The organism is Halosolutus sp. DAT137, from assembly GCF_059736405.1.
This window is the reverse complement of the sequence record NZ_JCAQID010000003.1, coordinates 21,676-35,463: the sequence shown is the minus strand read 5'-3', so window position 1 is coordinate 35,463 and position 13,788 is coordinate 21,676. Positions and strand designations below refer to the sequence as shown.

Annotated in this window: 15 protein-coding genes; 6 read left to right on the top strand and 9 right to left on the bottom strand. The window is 63.8% G+C overall.

What is annotated here, in order from left to right:
* Positions 1-21 precede the first annotated feature (21 nt).
* Positions 22-1,077 carry a TAXI family TRAP transporter solute-binding subunit gene (locus AC6I6L_RS07580; RefSeq protein WP_497917139.1) on the bottom strand — a complete coding sequence of 352 codons (1,056 nt, stop codon included), beginning with the start codon at positions 1,075-1,077 and terminating at the stop codon, positions 22-24.
* A gap of 436 nt (positions 1,078-1,513) precedes the next feature.
* Positions 1,514-2,194, bottom strand: a complete 681-nt coding sequence (upp, locus tag AC6I6L_RS07575; protein WP_497917138.1) for a uracil phosphoribosyltransferase — start codon at positions 2,192-2,194, stop codon at positions 1,514-1,516.
* 310 nt (positions 2,195-2,504) lie between these two features.
* Here upp and AC6I6L_RS07570 point away from each other — a divergent pair, with 310 nt between their 5' ends.
* Complete coding sequence (locus AC6I6L_RS07570) at positions 2,505-3,227, top strand: DUF5828 family protein (protein ID WP_497917137.1); 723 nt, start codon at positions 2,505-2,507, stop codon at positions 3,225-3,227.
* Between the two features lie 64 nt (positions 3,228-3,291).
* Here AC6I6L_RS07570 and AC6I6L_RS07565 read toward each other — a convergent pair whose 3' ends face one another.
* From AC6I6L_RS07565 to AC6I6L_RS07550, 4 genes are all read right to left on the bottom strand, one after another.
* Positions 3,292-4,296 (bottom strand): amino acid ABC transporter permease, encoded by a 1,005-nt coding sequence (locus AC6I6L_RS07565; RefSeq protein ID WP_497917136.1) that lies wholly within the window; start codon positions 4,294-4,296, stop codon positions 3,292-3,294.
* Positions 4,297-4,369: 73 nt separating this feature from the next.
* Positions 4,370-5,098 carry an amino acid ABC transporter ATP-binding protein gene (locus tag AC6I6L_RS07560; protein WP_497917326.1) on the bottom strand — a complete coding sequence of 243 codons (729 nt, stop codon included), beginning with the start codon at positions 5,096-5,098 and terminating at the stop codon, positions 4,370-4,372.
* An 80-nt stretch (positions 5,099-5,178) separates the two neighbouring features.
* Complete coding sequence (locus AC6I6L_RS07555) at positions 5,179-6,012, bottom strand: amino acid ABC transporter permease (RefSeq protein WP_497917135.1); 834 nt, start codon at positions 6,010-6,012, stop codon at positions 5,179-5,181.
* Positions 6,013-6,023: 11 nt separating this feature from the next.
* A complete protein-coding gene (locus tag AC6I6L_RS07550) occupies positions 6,024-6,875 on the bottom strand; it encodes a basic amino acid ABC transporter substrate-binding protein (protein ID WP_497917134.1) in 852 nt (283 codons plus the stop codon).
* Positions 6,876-7,016: 141 nt separating this feature from the next.
* Here AC6I6L_RS07550 and AC6I6L_RS07545 point away from each other — a divergent pair, with 141 nt between their 5' ends.
* Positions 7,017-8,210 (top strand): inorganic phosphate transporter, encoded by a 1,194-nt coding sequence (locus AC6I6L_RS07545; RefSeq protein WP_497917133.1) that lies wholly within the window; start codon positions 7,017-7,019, stop codon positions 8,208-8,210.
* A 205-nt stretch (positions 8,211-8,415) separates the two neighbouring features.
* Positions 8,416-9,132 (top strand): hypothetical protein, encoded by a 717-nt coding sequence (locus AC6I6L_RS07540; protein ID WP_497917132.1) that lies wholly within the window; start codon positions 8,416-8,418, stop codon positions 9,130-9,132.
* Between the two features lie 117 nt (positions 9,133-9,249).
* Here the strand turns inward: AC6I6L_RS07540 and AC6I6L_RS07535 are convergent, their stop codons facing one another.
* Positions 9,250-10,629: a hemolysin family protein gene (locus AC6I6L_RS07535; RefSeq protein WP_497917131.1), complete on the bottom strand. Its 1,380-nt coding sequence runs from the start codon at positions 10,627-10,629 to the stop codon at positions 9,250-9,252.
* A 102-nt stretch (positions 10,630-10,731) separates the two neighbouring features.
* Between AC6I6L_RS07535 and AC6I6L_RS07530 the strand changes: the two genes are divergently transcribed.
* From AC6I6L_RS07530 to AC6I6L_RS07520, 3 genes are all read left to right on the top strand, one after another.
* A complete protein-coding gene (locus AC6I6L_RS07530; RefSeq protein ID WP_497917130.1) occupies positions 10,732-11,061 on the top strand; it encodes a glutathione S-transferase N-terminal domain-containing protein in 330 nt (109 codons plus the stop codon).
* Positions 11,061-11,570: a redoxin domain-containing protein gene (locus tag AC6I6L_RS07525; protein WP_497917129.1), complete on the top strand. Its 510-nt coding sequence runs from the start codon at positions 11,061-11,063 to the stop codon at positions 11,568-11,570. The genes AC6I6L_RS07530 and AC6I6L_RS07525 overlap by 1 nt, the downstream gene beginning before the upstream one ends.
* Positions 11,571-11,674: 104 nt before the next feature.
* Positions 11,675-12,259, top strand: a complete 585-nt coding sequence (locus tag AC6I6L_RS07520; protein ID WP_497917128.1) for an L-threonylcarbamoyladenylate synthase — start codon at positions 11,675-11,677, stop codon at positions 12,257-12,259.
* A 155-nt stretch (positions 12,260-12,414) separates the two neighbouring features.
* Here AC6I6L_RS07520 and AC6I6L_RS07515 read toward each other — a convergent pair whose 3' ends face one another.
* Together AC6I6L_RS07515 and AC6I6L_RS07510 are read right to left on the bottom strand one after the other, a co-directional pair.
* Entirely contained in the window at positions 12,415-13,137 is a 723-nt protein-coding gene (locus AC6I6L_RS07515) for a CRISPR-associated protein Cas4 (protein WP_497917127.1), read from the bottom strand.
* Positions 13,138-13,178: 41 nt separating this feature from the next.
* Positions 13,179-13,769, bottom strand: a complete 591-nt coding sequence (locus tag AC6I6L_RS07510; RefSeq protein ID WP_497917126.1) for a conditioned medium-induced protein 4 — start codon at positions 13,767-13,769, stop codon at positions 13,179-13,181.
* Positions 13,770-13,788: the final 19 nt, after the last annotated feature.

Genomic DNA, 13,788 nt, shown 5'->3' with positions numbered 1-13,788 from the left:
ATCTGAGAGGGGGACCTCGGCTTAGTTGAAGTACGCCGCGGCACCCGGATGCAGGTCGATCGGCATTCCGTCCTGAGCGGAGTCGGCCGAGATGTTGTCGGCCTCGATCGTGAGGTCGTCGGTGTTGTCGAAGATCGCCGTCGTAATGTCCTCGACGATACCCTCGTCGACGCCCTCGTGAGTCGCGATCATCGCCTGGACGGAGACGGTCTCGACGTCCTCGTCGATTCCGTCGTAGGTGCCCCCGGCGACGGTGTCGTCGGCCAGCCACTGGGCGTCTTCCTTCATCGACTCGCGGAGGTCGCCGGAGACTTCGACCAGCGCGATGTCCTCTGTCGTCGCGAGTTCCTCGACCGCGCCGACAGGTGCACCGCCGACGACGAAGGCGGCGTCGATGTCGCCGTCGCGAATCTGGTCGGTAGCCGTCGAGAAGTCGGTGTTCTCTTCGTCGAAGTCGTCGATCCCCGCCGACTCGAGAATCTGGAGCGCGTTGACCTGCGTCCCACTCCCCAGGTCGCCGGTGTTGATCGTCGCCCCACCGAGGTCGTCGATCGTCTCGATGCCCGAGTCGGCCTGGGTGATCACGTGGATCGTCTCCGGGTACAGCGTCGCGACGCCGCGGAGGTTCTCGACCGCCGCATCTTCGAACTCATCGAGACCTGTCCCGTTGTACGCGAAGTAGGCGATGTCGTTTTGAATCAGCGCGAAGTCGGCTTCCTCGCGCTCGAGGGAACCGACGTTCGCAACGCTCGCACCCGTCGACTGCACCTGAAGCCCGTGGGGCGAGTTCGCCTCGACGATCGACTTGAACTCACCCGACAGCGGGAAGTACGTCCCGCCGGTGCCGCCTGCGTGCCAGACGATCACTTCGCCGTCTTCGTCGGGCTGGGCGTCCTCGAACTCGTCTTCGGAGAGTTCGTCGCCGTTCTCGTCGCCGTTCTCGTCGCCGTTGCCGTTTCCGTTGCCGTTGCCGTTTTCATCCTCAACGGCATCTTCCCCGATACAACCGGCAAGACCCGTAATTCCAGCAATACCACTGACAGCCACGAATTCCCGTCTGTTTATCTTTCGTGCCATACCTGCATTATAATGGTTCTAGTAGTAATAGCTTCTTCGATATAGGATTGTTAACTATTTTGTGCAGTTTGAGTGAAGATCACAACCCACACGCGGCCAATATGACTGGTAGTTGAACAGATTGCGGTCGGACAACCACTGGACTACATGCCGGCGAAAGGGGAGATTCTCGCCGGAAACCCGCGGGCCGACCTGAGATCGAGTCGAAAAGGGACCAATAGTGACAATACTATGTCTTTTTCGGACCGCTGTTTGCGTCGGGAAACGGCCGCGTTCGAGTGGACACGATCGCTGACACGGTACGGTCGATCGGCGGTAGTTGTTCGCAGAAACCCTTACAGATCGGTAATCGGCATCGACCCCCGCCGCGTGGTGCCGAAAACGATCCGACACCGTGGTTCAGACGGTTCGTCGTAACGGTCTACAGTCGCTCGTATCAGGTTGTCCGGAACGCCCGATCGCCGGCGTCACCCAGTCCGGGGACGATAAAGCCCTCTTCGTCGAGGCGATCGTCGATCGAGACCGTGAGCAAATCAGCCTGGGGGACGGCCTCGCTGACCCGGAGCAGTCCTTCGGGGGCCGAGACGGCAGAGAGAACGATGAGGTTCTCGGGCGTGGCCTCGGCGTTCTCGACGACGTGGTCGAGGACGGTACACATCGTGCTCCCGGTCGCGAGCATCGGGTCTGCGACGATCACCGTATCCTCCGCGGTGATCTCGGGGAGTTTCACGTAGTCGACGGTGATCGGGAACGAGCCGTCCTCGTCGCGGCCCGCTTCCTCGTCTCGACTCGCGCTGATGACACCCTGCCTGGCGCGGGGAAACGCCTTGAGTAGTCCCTCGACGAACGGCGTCGCCGCCCGCAACACGTTGATAATGACCACGTCGTCGAGTCCGCGAACGCGTTCACCCATGGTCGTCTCCAGGGGCGTCTCGATTTCGACGTACTCGGTCTCCATCCGCCCGTCGATGATCTCGTAGCCACAGACTCGGCCGAGTTTGACCAGTCCCTTTCGGAAGCTGACCTGCTCGGTCTCGACATCCCGAAGCCGCGAGAGCGTGTCTTTCGCCAGTGCGTGCGTGACGAGATAGGCGTTGTCTCGATCTTCGATCGTCATACGCGACTAAGCGCTCGCCGGATAGTTCATGCTACCGATCCGCCTCGAACCCCCTCAGCGGTCCGTAGTGACCCGTAAGCGGCCCGTACCGTCCGCATTGACGGTCGTGGAACGTCGTTCGATCACCCCGTCGCGATTGGAATCGAGTCCCACGTTTCGGGCCGTTCGGCCGCGAATCGCGCGCAAAATTGGCCCACGGCCGCCGAAATCGGCCCGCTCTTGGGAACCGACTGGTCACCGCTCCACTCTCAACCCGAACTCGCAGCAACGAACTTTATACCGATCCACCGCTTACCACCTGTCCAACCGAATGGAAGAGAGCATCTCGGGATTCAAAATCCGTGGTGACTGGGGCGACGTCGTCGAACACGGCGAACGGATCACTCGCGCGCTTCGCGACGCCGACGTTCACGACCCGGACGGAGCGAACGGCGAGCAGTTCACCCAGGCGTTCGAGGAATGGGAACAGTGGCGTCCGCGCGCCCACGAGACGCTCGACGCGGACGTAAGCGAAAAAACTGCAGACCAGGCCAGCGTCGAAGAGGGAAAGGGCGAAAAAGCCGGGAAAGACCCCGACGAAGACATCAAGACCGCCGGCGAGAAGCTCTCGGAGTCGTACGAACGCCTCGAGGAAGACGACGCGGAGGGCGCGGTCGGCACCTGGAAGGAGTCGGTCAACTACGTTGCGCGGGCGGCCGACTCCGCCAGCCGCAAGGCGTTGCGCCGGGTCGAGGACACGGTCTACCAGAACGTGATGACCCAGCTCGCGCCGTACTACTTCGACAACGAACTGATCAGCGCCAACGTCCAGCAGTCGACCCGCAACGGCGACAACGGCGAGCAGTTCGTCTTCGAGGTCAACGTCAACGACGATGTGCTGAAAGACGACGTCTCCGATCGACTCGCGGAACTCGACGAGGAGGTCGATCGCTGGCACGTCGAAGTCGAGAAGGACACCGAAGCGGCCGAGGCGATCGAAGGCGCGGAACCACCACCGGAACCGGAGGACAACTCGAAGTCGACGACGAACTGAAGCGAGCGGTTGGTCACTCGAGTCGAACCGAAAGAGAATCCGCGAGCCGAGCCGTGGCGAAGAGTCAGTCGTTCCCGCCTTGCTGGCGACCCTCGACCTGTCCGATGCCGGGGATCGCGACGCGGCGTTCGACGCGAGTCATCACGTTCGTCGCCGAAAGGACCAGTCCGAGGTAGACGAGCCCGAGCAGGGTGAAGATGGGCGTGTACTCGAACGTCGACGACGCAATCCGGCTCGCCCGGTAGTACAGTTCGGGGACAGTGATGAAGCCGGCCAGCGAGGAGTATTTTATGAGGTAGACGAGTTCGTTCGTCCACGCGGGAATCGCATACCGGAGCGTCTGTGGAAGGACGACGTGGCGAATCCCCTCGAGCTTCGAGAGTCCGATCGCTCGCGCGGCGGTCAGCTGGCCCTCGTCGACGCTTTCCAGTGCGCCCCGGATGTACTCGGCTTGGTAGGCCGAGCCGTTGATCGTGAAGCCGATGATGGCGATCCAGAACGCGTACTCGGGGACGAACCCCTGCCCGATCACGTCCACGTCGCTGAGCGGAACCGCCAGGTACGGCGTGTAGTAGAGGACGAACAGCTGGGCCAGAAGCGGCGTTCCCCGAATCAACTCGGTGTAGGCGAGCGCGATCCATCGGAACGGGCCGCCGTACACCCGGAGCACGGCCGTCGGAACGGCGATCGCGAAGCCGAGGGCGATGCTCACCGAGGTCAACACGATCGTGTACCAGGCACCGGTCGCCATGGCCGGCGCGATGTCGATCGCGAGGGCGATCCCGTCGACGAGAGATGCGAGCCAGTCGACTGGTATTCTGACCGGACCCAGCGTTGCGACGGAGCCAGAGAGCGCGTCGGCGACCCGTTCGAACGGTGCCGGGGAGAGAAAGTTCTCGCCCGCGCCAGGGCCGATGCCCCAGCGCCCGAGCGTCCAGTCGTAGAACCAGCGCGTGAGAAGCCAGCCCCAGAAGACGACGCCGGCGAGCACCGTGAGCCCCCGTCCGAGGCTGTCGGTGGACTCGCGGAGCCACTCGGCGTCGAGACCCAGGGAGTCGGAGACGCTCATGCTCGATCGTCGCCCCCCGCGACCGAGTCGGCGTCGTTAGTCATCGCCTCCCTCGACGTTTCGGTCGGTTCCCTCAGTCATGGCGAATGCTCTCGAAGAACCGTTTCGTGCGCTCGTGGCTCGGGTTCTCGAACAGTTCCTCGGGCGGGCCGCGCTCGACGAGTTCCCCTTCGTCGAGAAACGAGATGCGGCTCGCGCCGCCGCGAGCGAAGCGCATCTCGTGGGTGACGACGACCATCGTCATCCCGTCGGCCACGAGCTGTTGCATCACCTCGAGCACCTCGTTGCTGAGTTCGGGGTCGAGGGCGCTGGTCGGCTCGTCGAATAGCATGACCTCGGGATCCATCGCGAGCGCGCGGGCGATGCCGACGCGCTGTTTCTGCCCGCCCGACAGCTGTGCCGGATAGGAGTCGACCTGGTCGGCAAGTCCCACGCGCTCGAGTTCGGCGTCGGCCCGATCGCGCGCCTCGGACTTACTCAGCCCCTTGACCTTCCGGAGACCGAGCGTGACGTTCTTGCGCGCGGTGAGATGAGCGAACAGGTTGATATCCTGGAACACCATCCCGATCTGCTGGCGGACAGTGTTCGGGTCCGTCTCCGCGCCCGTCACTTCCAGGTCGTCGAGGTAAATGTGCCCGCTGTCGATCTCAGTCAGCCGGTTGATACACCGCAGCATCGTCGACTTGCCGCTCCCGCTGGGGCCGACCAGCACTTCGACGTCGCCGCGATCGACCTCAAGATCGATTCCCCGGAGCACCTCCTCATCACCGTAGGACTTCCAGACGTCTTCGATCCGCAACAGCGGCTCGGTGCCGGTCGCGGCGTCCGTGGCGGTCGACTGTCGGGCTGTACTGTCGGTCGTCTCGGTCGGTCGGGAGTCGCTCACGACGATTCACCTGGAATTGCGAAGTAGTTGCTCACGTAATCGAGCGTGCGATTGGTACTGAAGGTCAACACGAAATACAGCAGGCTGACGAAGAGGATCACTTCGAGGACCGCCGTCGTTTCCTGAATAAACAGGTCATAACTGCGTTTTAAGAGTTCGCCGAGTCCGATCGCGAAGGCGATCGAGGTGTCTTTCAAGACGATCGTGAACTCGTTTTGAAAGCCCGGCACGCTCCGGCGCAGCGCCTGGGGGACGATCACGTGTCGGATCGCCTCGAGCCGGCTCATGCCGATCGAACGCGCGGCTTCCATCTGCCCGTCGTCGATGCTTCCGAGCGCGCCGCGGAAGATCTGTGACTGGTAGGCGGCGCTCCGAAAGCCGAGTGCGAGCGTCGCCGCAATAAAGGCCTCCGGGACGTCCGTCGGGACTGTAAACGGCGTCGGCCCGAGAACGAACTCGATCGCAGCAAGGACGGCCGCAACCGCCCCGATCACGATATCGATCGGCAACACGAAGTACGTGAAGATCATGATGACGAGGATCGGCGTCCCGCGCAAGAGGACGCCGGCCTTGCGGACGAACGCCTGCGAGTAGCCGCTCCCGTAGGCTTCGATCGCGCCCGCGGGAAAGCCTGCGAGGAAGCCGAGGACGATGCTCGTCAGCGTCAACACGATCGTCACGACCAGCCCCCACAGCAGGTACTCCCGGTTCCGGTAAATGAACGCCCAGTCCTCACCCAGCTGTCGACCGATCGTCTCCTCACCGATCAACAGCAGATGCTCGGCTGGGAACGCAGTCGATAGCGCAGTCGCCGGGACGACGAACTCCATGGCGGATCAGACTACTCCCCGAACCACTCGCGGGTGATCTCGTCGTACTCGCCGGACTCCTGGACTGCCGCGAGCCCGTCGTTGAGCGCGGACTGCAGATCGCCCGCGTCCTGGCGAATGCCGAAGCCGTACTCCTCGTCGGTCTCGAAGACGAACGCGACCTCGACGTCGCGATCGCCCGCAAACGAGTTGCCGACCGGTTCGTCGATGACGATCGCGTCGAGCGTTCCCCGCTCCAGTTCCTGAACCGCGAAGACGTAATTTTCGTACGACGTGTAGTTGACGTCGTCGCCCAGTTCGTCCTCGATGATTCCCTCACCGGTCGTCCCCGACTGCGCACCGACGTCCATTCCTGAGAGGTCGTCGAGGCTCTCGGGCTGGACGTCCCCGCCCGTCTGGACGAGCACCGACTGGTCGGAACTGTAGTACGGATCGGTGAAGGCGATCGTCTCCCGACGCTCGTCGTTGATCGTCATCGCGGCCGCGATAACGTCGATGTTCCCGTTGTCGAGGGCGGGAATGAGCGAGTCGAATTCGAGTTCCTGCCAGTCCGCGAGTTCGTACCCCGCCTCGTCGACGACGGCCTCGAGCAGGTCGATGTCGAAGCCCTCCAGTTCGCCGTCTACGTTCATTTCGAACGGCTCGAAGCCGGGGGCCGTCCCTGGAACGATCTGTTGAACCTCGTCGCCGTTGCCGTCCCCGTTTCCGGATCCGCCGTCGTCGCCGTTGCCGTCTCCGTTCCCGTCGTCCCCGCCGTCGCCGGCGTCCTCGAGGCAGCCCGCAAGCCCGATCGTGGCAATGCTGGCTACACCGGCCTGTTTCAGGTAACTCCGCCTGTCGAACGTCTGACGTTGCTCACGCATGGTTACGTCTTGCTCAGGGGAACCTTAGTATTTAAGATACGTGCTCCGTCGGCCACGGGGACCCGGCTCGCCGTCGATCGCAGGGCGCTCGCTACTGCAGGTCGGCACACACTTGTACCCGCCTCGGTAAGACACCGGTAGATGGTCGAGATCGCGACTCTAGCGACGTTCCTGGTCGCCGCGATCGCCAGCCTCTTTATGGCCTGGGCGATCGGAGCCGGATCGAGCGGCTCGACCCCGTTCGCGCCCGCCGTCGGGGCGAATGCGATTTCCGTCATGCGAGCCGGCTTCCTCGTGGGGCTCCTCGGATTCACCGGTGCGGTGCTTCAGGGCGCGAACGTCTCGGAGGCGGTCGGCACCGAACTCATCGGCGGCGTAACGCTCTCCCCGCTGGCCGCAACGATCGCACTCATCATTGCGGCCGGGCTGGTCGCGATCGGCGTCTTCAAAGGGTATCCGATAGCGACGGCGTTTACCGTCACCGGGGCGGTCGTCGGGGTCGGCCTGGCGATGGGCGGCGATCCCACGTGGCCGAAGTACATCGAAATCGCCACACTCTGGATCTTGACCCCGTTCGTCGGCGGCGGACTGGCCTACGCGATCGCTCGCGTACTTCGCGCCGAGCCGATTCCCGAGGAGTACCTCATCGTCTCGCTCGCGGCGTTCGTCGGCGCTATCATCGCCAATATCGAGTTCGCACTTCTGGGGTCGGCCGAGTCGGGCGGCGCGTCGCTCGCACAGGTCGCGGGTGGCTGGTTTGACGTTCCGACGACCGTCGGCGTCGCCGCCGCAACGGCCGTGATGGCGGTCGCCTGGGCGCTCGCGATCGGATTCGATCTCAAGCAAGGAACCGAACGGGGCGAGCGACACTTCTTGCTCGTCCTCGGCGGTCTGGTCGCGTTCTCCGCCGGTGGCAGCCAGGTGGGGCTAGCGATCGGCCCGCTTATTCCCCTGTCGGGCGACGTGGGCCTGCCGCTGATCGCCCTCCTGCTCGGCGGCGGAGTCGGTCTCCTGGCCGGCTCCTGGACCGGCGCGCCCCGGATGATCAAGGCGATCTCACAGGACTACTCCTCGCTGGGTCCGCGACGCTCGATCGCCGCGCTCATTCCGTCGTTCATCATCGCCCAGGCCGCCGTCCTCTACGGGATTCCCGTCTCCTTCAACGAGATTATCGTCAGCGCGATCATCGGCAGCGGCTACGCTGCCGCAGGGGCGGGCGGCGGCGTCAGCGGCCGCAAGATGGGCTATACGGTGCTGGCCTGGATCGGGTCGCTGGCCGGCTCGATCGTCATCGCCTACGTCGGCTTCGTCGTCATCTTCTCGGTGATCGGCTAGCACCATTTCGGTGGATTCCGTCCTCCTCAGAGTCGGAACAGAGACTCCTACGAACGCCCCTGCCCGGAAGCGAGAACCTCGACTGGATGGCGTCAGGGGCTTTCGTGGTGGTACCGCCGGCGATTACCCGCTCTGCATCTGATCTCCCACCGGTGATGCACTGCGTATCGAACCGCATTTACACGAACGAGACCCAGAGTCAGGTATGGACGACTCCGAACCGATTAGCTGGCGACGGGACGCGACAACCTCCCGGACGGTCCGGCTCCTGTGGTCCCTCGGTGTCGGCACCTTTCTCGCCGCCGCCGCCATCATCGTCTTCTGGCGATTTTTCGACCTGACCGGCGAGATCGGCGGCCAGTCGGTCGTCGTCGCCGCAGCCGCCGCACTCGCCGTGACAATCCTCGCGTTCGCCGTCACCGATCGCACCGAACACCACGTCGAGCGCCTCGGGCGACGACTGCCGATCGCGACTCCTACCGGCGAGAGCCTCGATCGGGCGATGGACGCCGCCGTCGGCGCGATCGTCATGATCGCGATCATCGGGTCGCTGATGCTCGCCGGCAGAGTCGTCTCCCAGCGCGAACTCCTCGCCGTCGGTGCCGGCCCGTTTACGCTCCTTGCCGCGCTGACGATCCCGCTCGCCCTCGTCGCGATCGCCCTCTCGGTCTTTTTCAAATCGATCGGCACGTTCGATCCAGAGGACGGGACGATCTACCTCTACGATCCCGACCAGGCGATCGATCTCGCCGTGATCCGGGACGCCTCGATCCGGCAGGTCGGCGACACCGCGATCGTGAAACTCGACTACGCCCAGCCCGGCGGCCAGTACGTCCAGGGACCGCGACGCCTGACGATGCCGCCCGCAGTCGCCCGCGCGGTACAGGGACAGGTACGATCGAAACCGGCGACGGCAGAGTGACGATACCGGTAGTCGACGACAGAGTGAGAACGACGGCGATCGAAATGGGTGACGCTTACTCTCGAACGTAGTGGGTGGCGCTTACTCTCGACCGCGGCAGTTGGAACCGACAGCAACTCAACTCTCGCCTTCCGCCTCGAGGTCGGCCGGCTCCTCGGGTTCCCGTTCGAGCTTTTGGAGGCGAGCTTTCATGATTCGCGTGTTCTCGACGGTCTCGACGGTGATCCGGACGCCGTCGAACTCGATTTCTTCGCCCTCCTCGACGAGTCGCCCCGCGCGATTGAAAATGAAGCCTGCGATCGTCTCGAACTCCTCGCCCTCGGGGAGGTCGATCTCGAGAGCTTCGTTGACGTCCTCGATGTTGACCTCGCCGCGGACGAGGACGGTGTCGTCGTCGATGTCCTCGATCGGCAACTCCTCGCCGCCTTCGAGGATCTCCCCGATGATTTCCTCGACCATGTCCTCCATCGTCACCAGCCCCTCGGTCGTCCCGAACTCGTCGATGACGATCGCCATGTGCATTCGGTTTTCGCGCATCTCGGTCAGCAGTTCGTCGACGTTTTTCGACTCTGGAACGTGCAGCGTCGGCTGGATGAGGTCCGCGAGTTCGAGGTCGTCGGCCTCGGTCTCGCCGTAGTTCAGATCGCGCACGAGATCACGGATGTGAACGACGCCCTGGACGTTGTCGAGGCTCCCCTCGTAAACTGGAATGCGAGCGTGGCCGCTCTGGATACAGGTCTCGATCGCCTCGTCGATCTCGGCGTCTTTCGGCACCGCTGTCATGTCCAGCCGGGGAGTCATCACCTCCTTGACGATCGTGTTGTTAAACCGGAAGATGCGGGTGAGCATCTCGTGTTCTTCTTCCTCGAGAACCCCCTCGCGCTCGCCGGACTCGATCATCTCCTGGATTTCGTCACGGGTGACGTAGGGCGACTCGATCGCACCGGTCGACCCCGTGAGCCTGTTGACCTGTCGGGTGAGGTAATCGAAGAGAACGATCAGCGGGAATAGTAGATACTCGGTCGCCTTGAGCGGCTTCGAGATGCGAACCGCCCACGACTCGGTGTTCTCGACCGCGTAGGACTTGGGGACGCTCTCACCGAACAGGAGGACGAGGGCGGTGATTCCGAACGTGGCCAGCAACACGCCGACCAGGCCGCCGAAATACAGCGACAGGATCGCCGTCGCGATCGAGGACATGGCGATGTTGACGATGTTGTTGCCGACGAGGATCGTCACGAGCAACCGGTGTGGATCGTCCTTGAGCGTCTTCACCATCGTCGCCCCATCGATTCCCTCCTCGACCATCCCCTCGAGACGGTGTTTGGGGAGATTGAACATCGCGATCTCGGACGAGGAAAAGAACGCAGAGAGACCGATGAGGATCACGACTGCCAGCACACCGAGGATCGTCACCGTCGATCGGTCGAACTCGAGACCCACCACTGGGACCTCGTAGGCGGCAAGTATGATCTCGAACAGCGGAGATAACGCCATTGATGTGGGGTCTTGTCACCCGATCGGTTAACCATTTACTGTTTTCCGGTCGGAACGTCCGGCGGCGACACGTTTACCCGCCGCTTTCTCCAACCGATGGGTATGAGTGATTCAACCGGCGTGGCGACCGGCGCACCGATCACGTTCTATCGCTTGCAGGGATGTCCCTTCTGCGAGCGCGTCGCGCGACTCCTCGCCGAGTACGATCTCGCGTACACCTCTCGATTCGTCGAACCGATGCACTCCCGACGAGACGTCGTCAAGCGCGTCGCCGGCGTCCGAACCGTCCCCGTCATCGTCGACGAAACCACCGGCGTCACGATGGCCGAAAGCGCGAACATCGTCGACTATCTGGAATCGACCTACGGCGATCGAACCGGGTCGGATGCCGATGCGGGAACCGCCGCCGTGGGTGCGGGAGGTGAGGAGTGATGCCCGATTTCGAAGTCGTCGATCTCGGCCCCGCAGACCCGCCCGAACCAGGGTCGGACGCCCCCGACTTCACCCGCCCGCTGGTCACCGACGAGTTCTGGCAGGACCGAACCCTCTCGGAACTCGCGGACGAGGGGCGGACGATCCTCGTGTTCACGCCGATGGTCGGCTCGTTTCTCGCGAAGTACATCTGGGACGAACTCGACGATCGCGGCTGGGACGAATTCGACGAGCAGATCGTCGGTGTCAGCGCCTCGACCCCCTACGGCATCTCGCGGTTCCTCGTCGACAACGAGTACCCCTTCGCGCTGTTTGCCGACCCCGGCAACGGCGTCGCTGACTCCTACGGCATCGCCCACGACCTCGACGGCATGAGCGGGATCAACGAACCCCGTCCCGCGTTCGTCGCGATCGAGGAGGACGGATCTGTCGACGCCACCTGGGTCGCGACCGAGTGGCCCGAGTTCCCCGACTACGACGAACTCGAGGACCGACTCGACCTCGCATAACGACGCGAGAGCCGGTTGACGGACCCGTAACGACCCGCTCTGACCGCGGATCCACCATCCGATCGCGATACGCTTTTGACGACGACGGGCCGATTCACACCCGAATGACCGACCTCGAGCGCGCGGCAACCGCGATCGCGAACGGGCAACTCGTCGTTTACCCGACCGAAACGGTCTACGGGCTTGGTGCGGACGCACTCGATCCGAAAGCCGTCGATCGCGTCTTCGAGGCGAAGGGCCGGGATCGATCGAAGCCCATCTCCCTCGCGGTCCCCTCGGTGCCGGCCGCCCTGGAATACGTTCGGGCGACCGATCGCGAGCGACAGTTCATGGCCCGGTTTCTGCCCGGTCCGGTGACGGTTCTCTGTCGACGCCGCGAGATCGTTCCCGACGAGTTGACCGCCGGAGCTGAGCGGGTCGGGGTCCGGGTTCCGGACCACGATATCGCACTCGCCCTGTGTGAGCGAGCCGAGACCCCGATCACCGCCACGAGCGCGAACGTCAGCGGCCGGGGCAGCGTCCGTCGACTCGACGAACTCGATCCGGCGATTCGCGAGACCGCGGCGGCGACGATCGACGGCGGCGAGACCGCGGGGACCGAAAGTACAGTCGTCGACGTGTCGAACGACACGATCCACCGCCGCGGCGCACAGGCCGACGAGATCGAGGCCTGGCTCGAAACACGGTGATCGACGCCGGGTTCGGGACGAATCAACCGACGTCAGACCCATAGGCAGTAGCCGATACCTGACTAATGAGACAAGCCACGGCACAGTGACCGATACCTGACTGATGACACGAGCCACGGCACAGTGACCGATACCCGACCCGTGACACGACGATGTTACCCGAACCCCAGCAGCGATCGCAACGATCGCGTCCGAACCCCACAGGTCTCGGCGAACTCGCAGGCCGAACACTTCGACCGATCGTCGAGGCGGGGCGGCGGGCCGTCGAGTTCCCGAACCGTCCGTAACGTCCGTCGGTATCGCGCCTTGCGACGCGTCGTGAGATCGATCCGCCGGATCACGCCGTAGGCGGGGTACTCGAGCCACGCGCGATCGATCGGCGTCTCGTGTTCCCAGGCAAGGGCCTTGGCCGCTGCAACGGCGTGGACGGACTGGGGCTCCCAGACTCCCTGCTCAGGCGGTTTTCCGGCCGAAACGATCGCCGGTTCGATCGGCTCCGAGAGCACCTTGTGGACGACGCCGCGGCAATCTCGTCCCGTGACGAGGCGATCGCGATCGGTCGGATTTCGGAGTCGCTGCCAGTGAGTTCTCCCGCAGGCGTCATCGCTGCGGTCGTTTTCGTCGCCGGCAGTCCCCAGTCGATCGCGCGTCCGCCGCAATCGATCGAGATACGCAGCGGGCGCGAGTTCGATCGGTTCGGTCGCGAGATCGTCCCGGGACGCAGCGAGGAGGTGATCGTACCGGAACGCGAGCGATCGGCGCTCTTCGATCTCGGGCGGTGGCTCGCGGTCGACATCGTCTCTCGTCTGTCGGTAGTAGCACTTGCGCGGGCAGTAGGCTGCCGTCCGGAGATCGCTGAACGCGACGCGTCGAGTCACGGGGTGTCTGGCCGCCCGCTGATATATAAAGTCCCTGCCGTCTAGAGATCGACGTTCGTTTCCATTCCCTCGGTGGCGTCGTCGAGACCGTCCTCCCGGATATCCGTCGCCATTCGATCGGTCAGGTCGGCGTCGGCAAGAATGCTGTCGAACTCGTCGCGGTAGCGATCGTTGGCCGCCCGCGACTCGTCTTTGGCTGCGGCGACACGCCGGTAGCGATGGATCCGCTCCTCGCTGACGCCGTACTCCTCGGCCAGCGTCGCATCGTCCTCCTCGCGATTGCGGATCGCGACGAGATCGACCTCGGCGGCGTCACCCTCGTCGACGAGGTGCAAGGAGAGACGGGCCTCGAAGACGTCGTCTTCCGCGACGCCGAGGTCCTCGGCGATCGTCTCGTCGCTTTTTCCGTCGTAGAACGCCGTGGCGAGGTCGATCAGTTGCTCGTCCGACAGCGGCGTTTCGAACTCGTAGCGTTCGCGCATCTGCGCGATGACGTTCTCGAGTCGCTCCTCGACGGACTGTTCGTCCTGTTCGAGCGAACCGCGGGTATCCTCCTGGGATTCGGTGACGGTCGCCTCGCCGTCGGTAACGTCGGTGAAGATATCACGGAGTTCCTCGGTTTTTTCGTTCATGAGTGGACACTCCCGATGG

Excerpts from the sequence above, each read along its gene's own strand:
- AC6I6L_RS07580 (WP_497917139.1), bottom strand. The coding sequence starts at position 1,077 with ATGGCACGAAAGATAAACAGACGGGAATTCGTGGCTGTCAGTGGTATT.
- upp (WP_497917138.1), bottom strand. The coding sequence starts at position 2,194 with ATGACGATCGAAGATCGAGACAACGCCTATCTCGTCACGCACGCACTG.
- AC6I6L_RS07570 (WP_497917137.1), top strand. The coding sequence starts at position 2,505 with ATGGAAGAGAGCATCTCGGGATTCAAAATCCGTGGTGACTGGGGCGAC.
- AC6I6L_RS07565 (WP_497917136.1), bottom strand. The coding sequence starts at position 4,296 with ATGAGCGTCTCCGACTCCCTGGGTCTCGACGCCGAGTGGCTCCGCGAG.
- AC6I6L_RS07555 (WP_497917135.1), bottom strand. The coding sequence starts at position 6,012 with ATGGAGTTCGTCGTCCCGGCGACTGCGCTATCGACTGCGTTCCCAGCC.
- AC6I6L_RS07550 (WP_497917134.1), bottom strand. The coding sequence starts at position 6,875 with ATGCGTGAGCAACGTCAGACGTTCGACAGGCGGAGTTACCTGAAACAG.
- AC6I6L_RS07545 (WP_497917133.1), top strand. The coding sequence starts at position 7,017 with ATGGTCGAGATCGCGACTCTAGCGACGTTCCTGGTCGCCGCGATCGCC.
- AC6I6L_RS07540 (WP_497917132.1), top strand. The coding sequence starts at position 8,416 with ATGGACGACTCCGAACCGATTAGCTGGCGACGGGACGCGACAACCTCC.
- AC6I6L_RS07535 (WP_497917131.1), bottom strand. The coding sequence starts at position 10,629 with ATGGCGTTATCTCCGCTGTTCGAGATCATACTTGCCGCCTACGAGGTC.
- AC6I6L_RS07530 (WP_497917130.1), top strand. The coding sequence starts at position 10,732 with ATGAGTGATTCAACCGGCGTGGCGACCGGCGCACCGATCACGTTCTAT.
- AC6I6L_RS07525 (WP_497917129.1), top strand. The coding sequence starts at position 11,061 with ATGCCCGATTTCGAAGTCGTCGATCTCGGCCCCGCAGACCCGCCCGAA.
- AC6I6L_RS07520 (WP_497917128.1), top strand. The coding sequence starts at position 11,675 with ATGACCGACCTCGAGCGCGCGGCAACCGCGATCGCGAACGGGCAACTC.
- AC6I6L_RS07510 (WP_497917126.1), bottom strand. The coding sequence starts at position 13,769 with ATGAACGAAAAAACCGAGGAACTCCGTGATATCTTCACCGACGTTACC.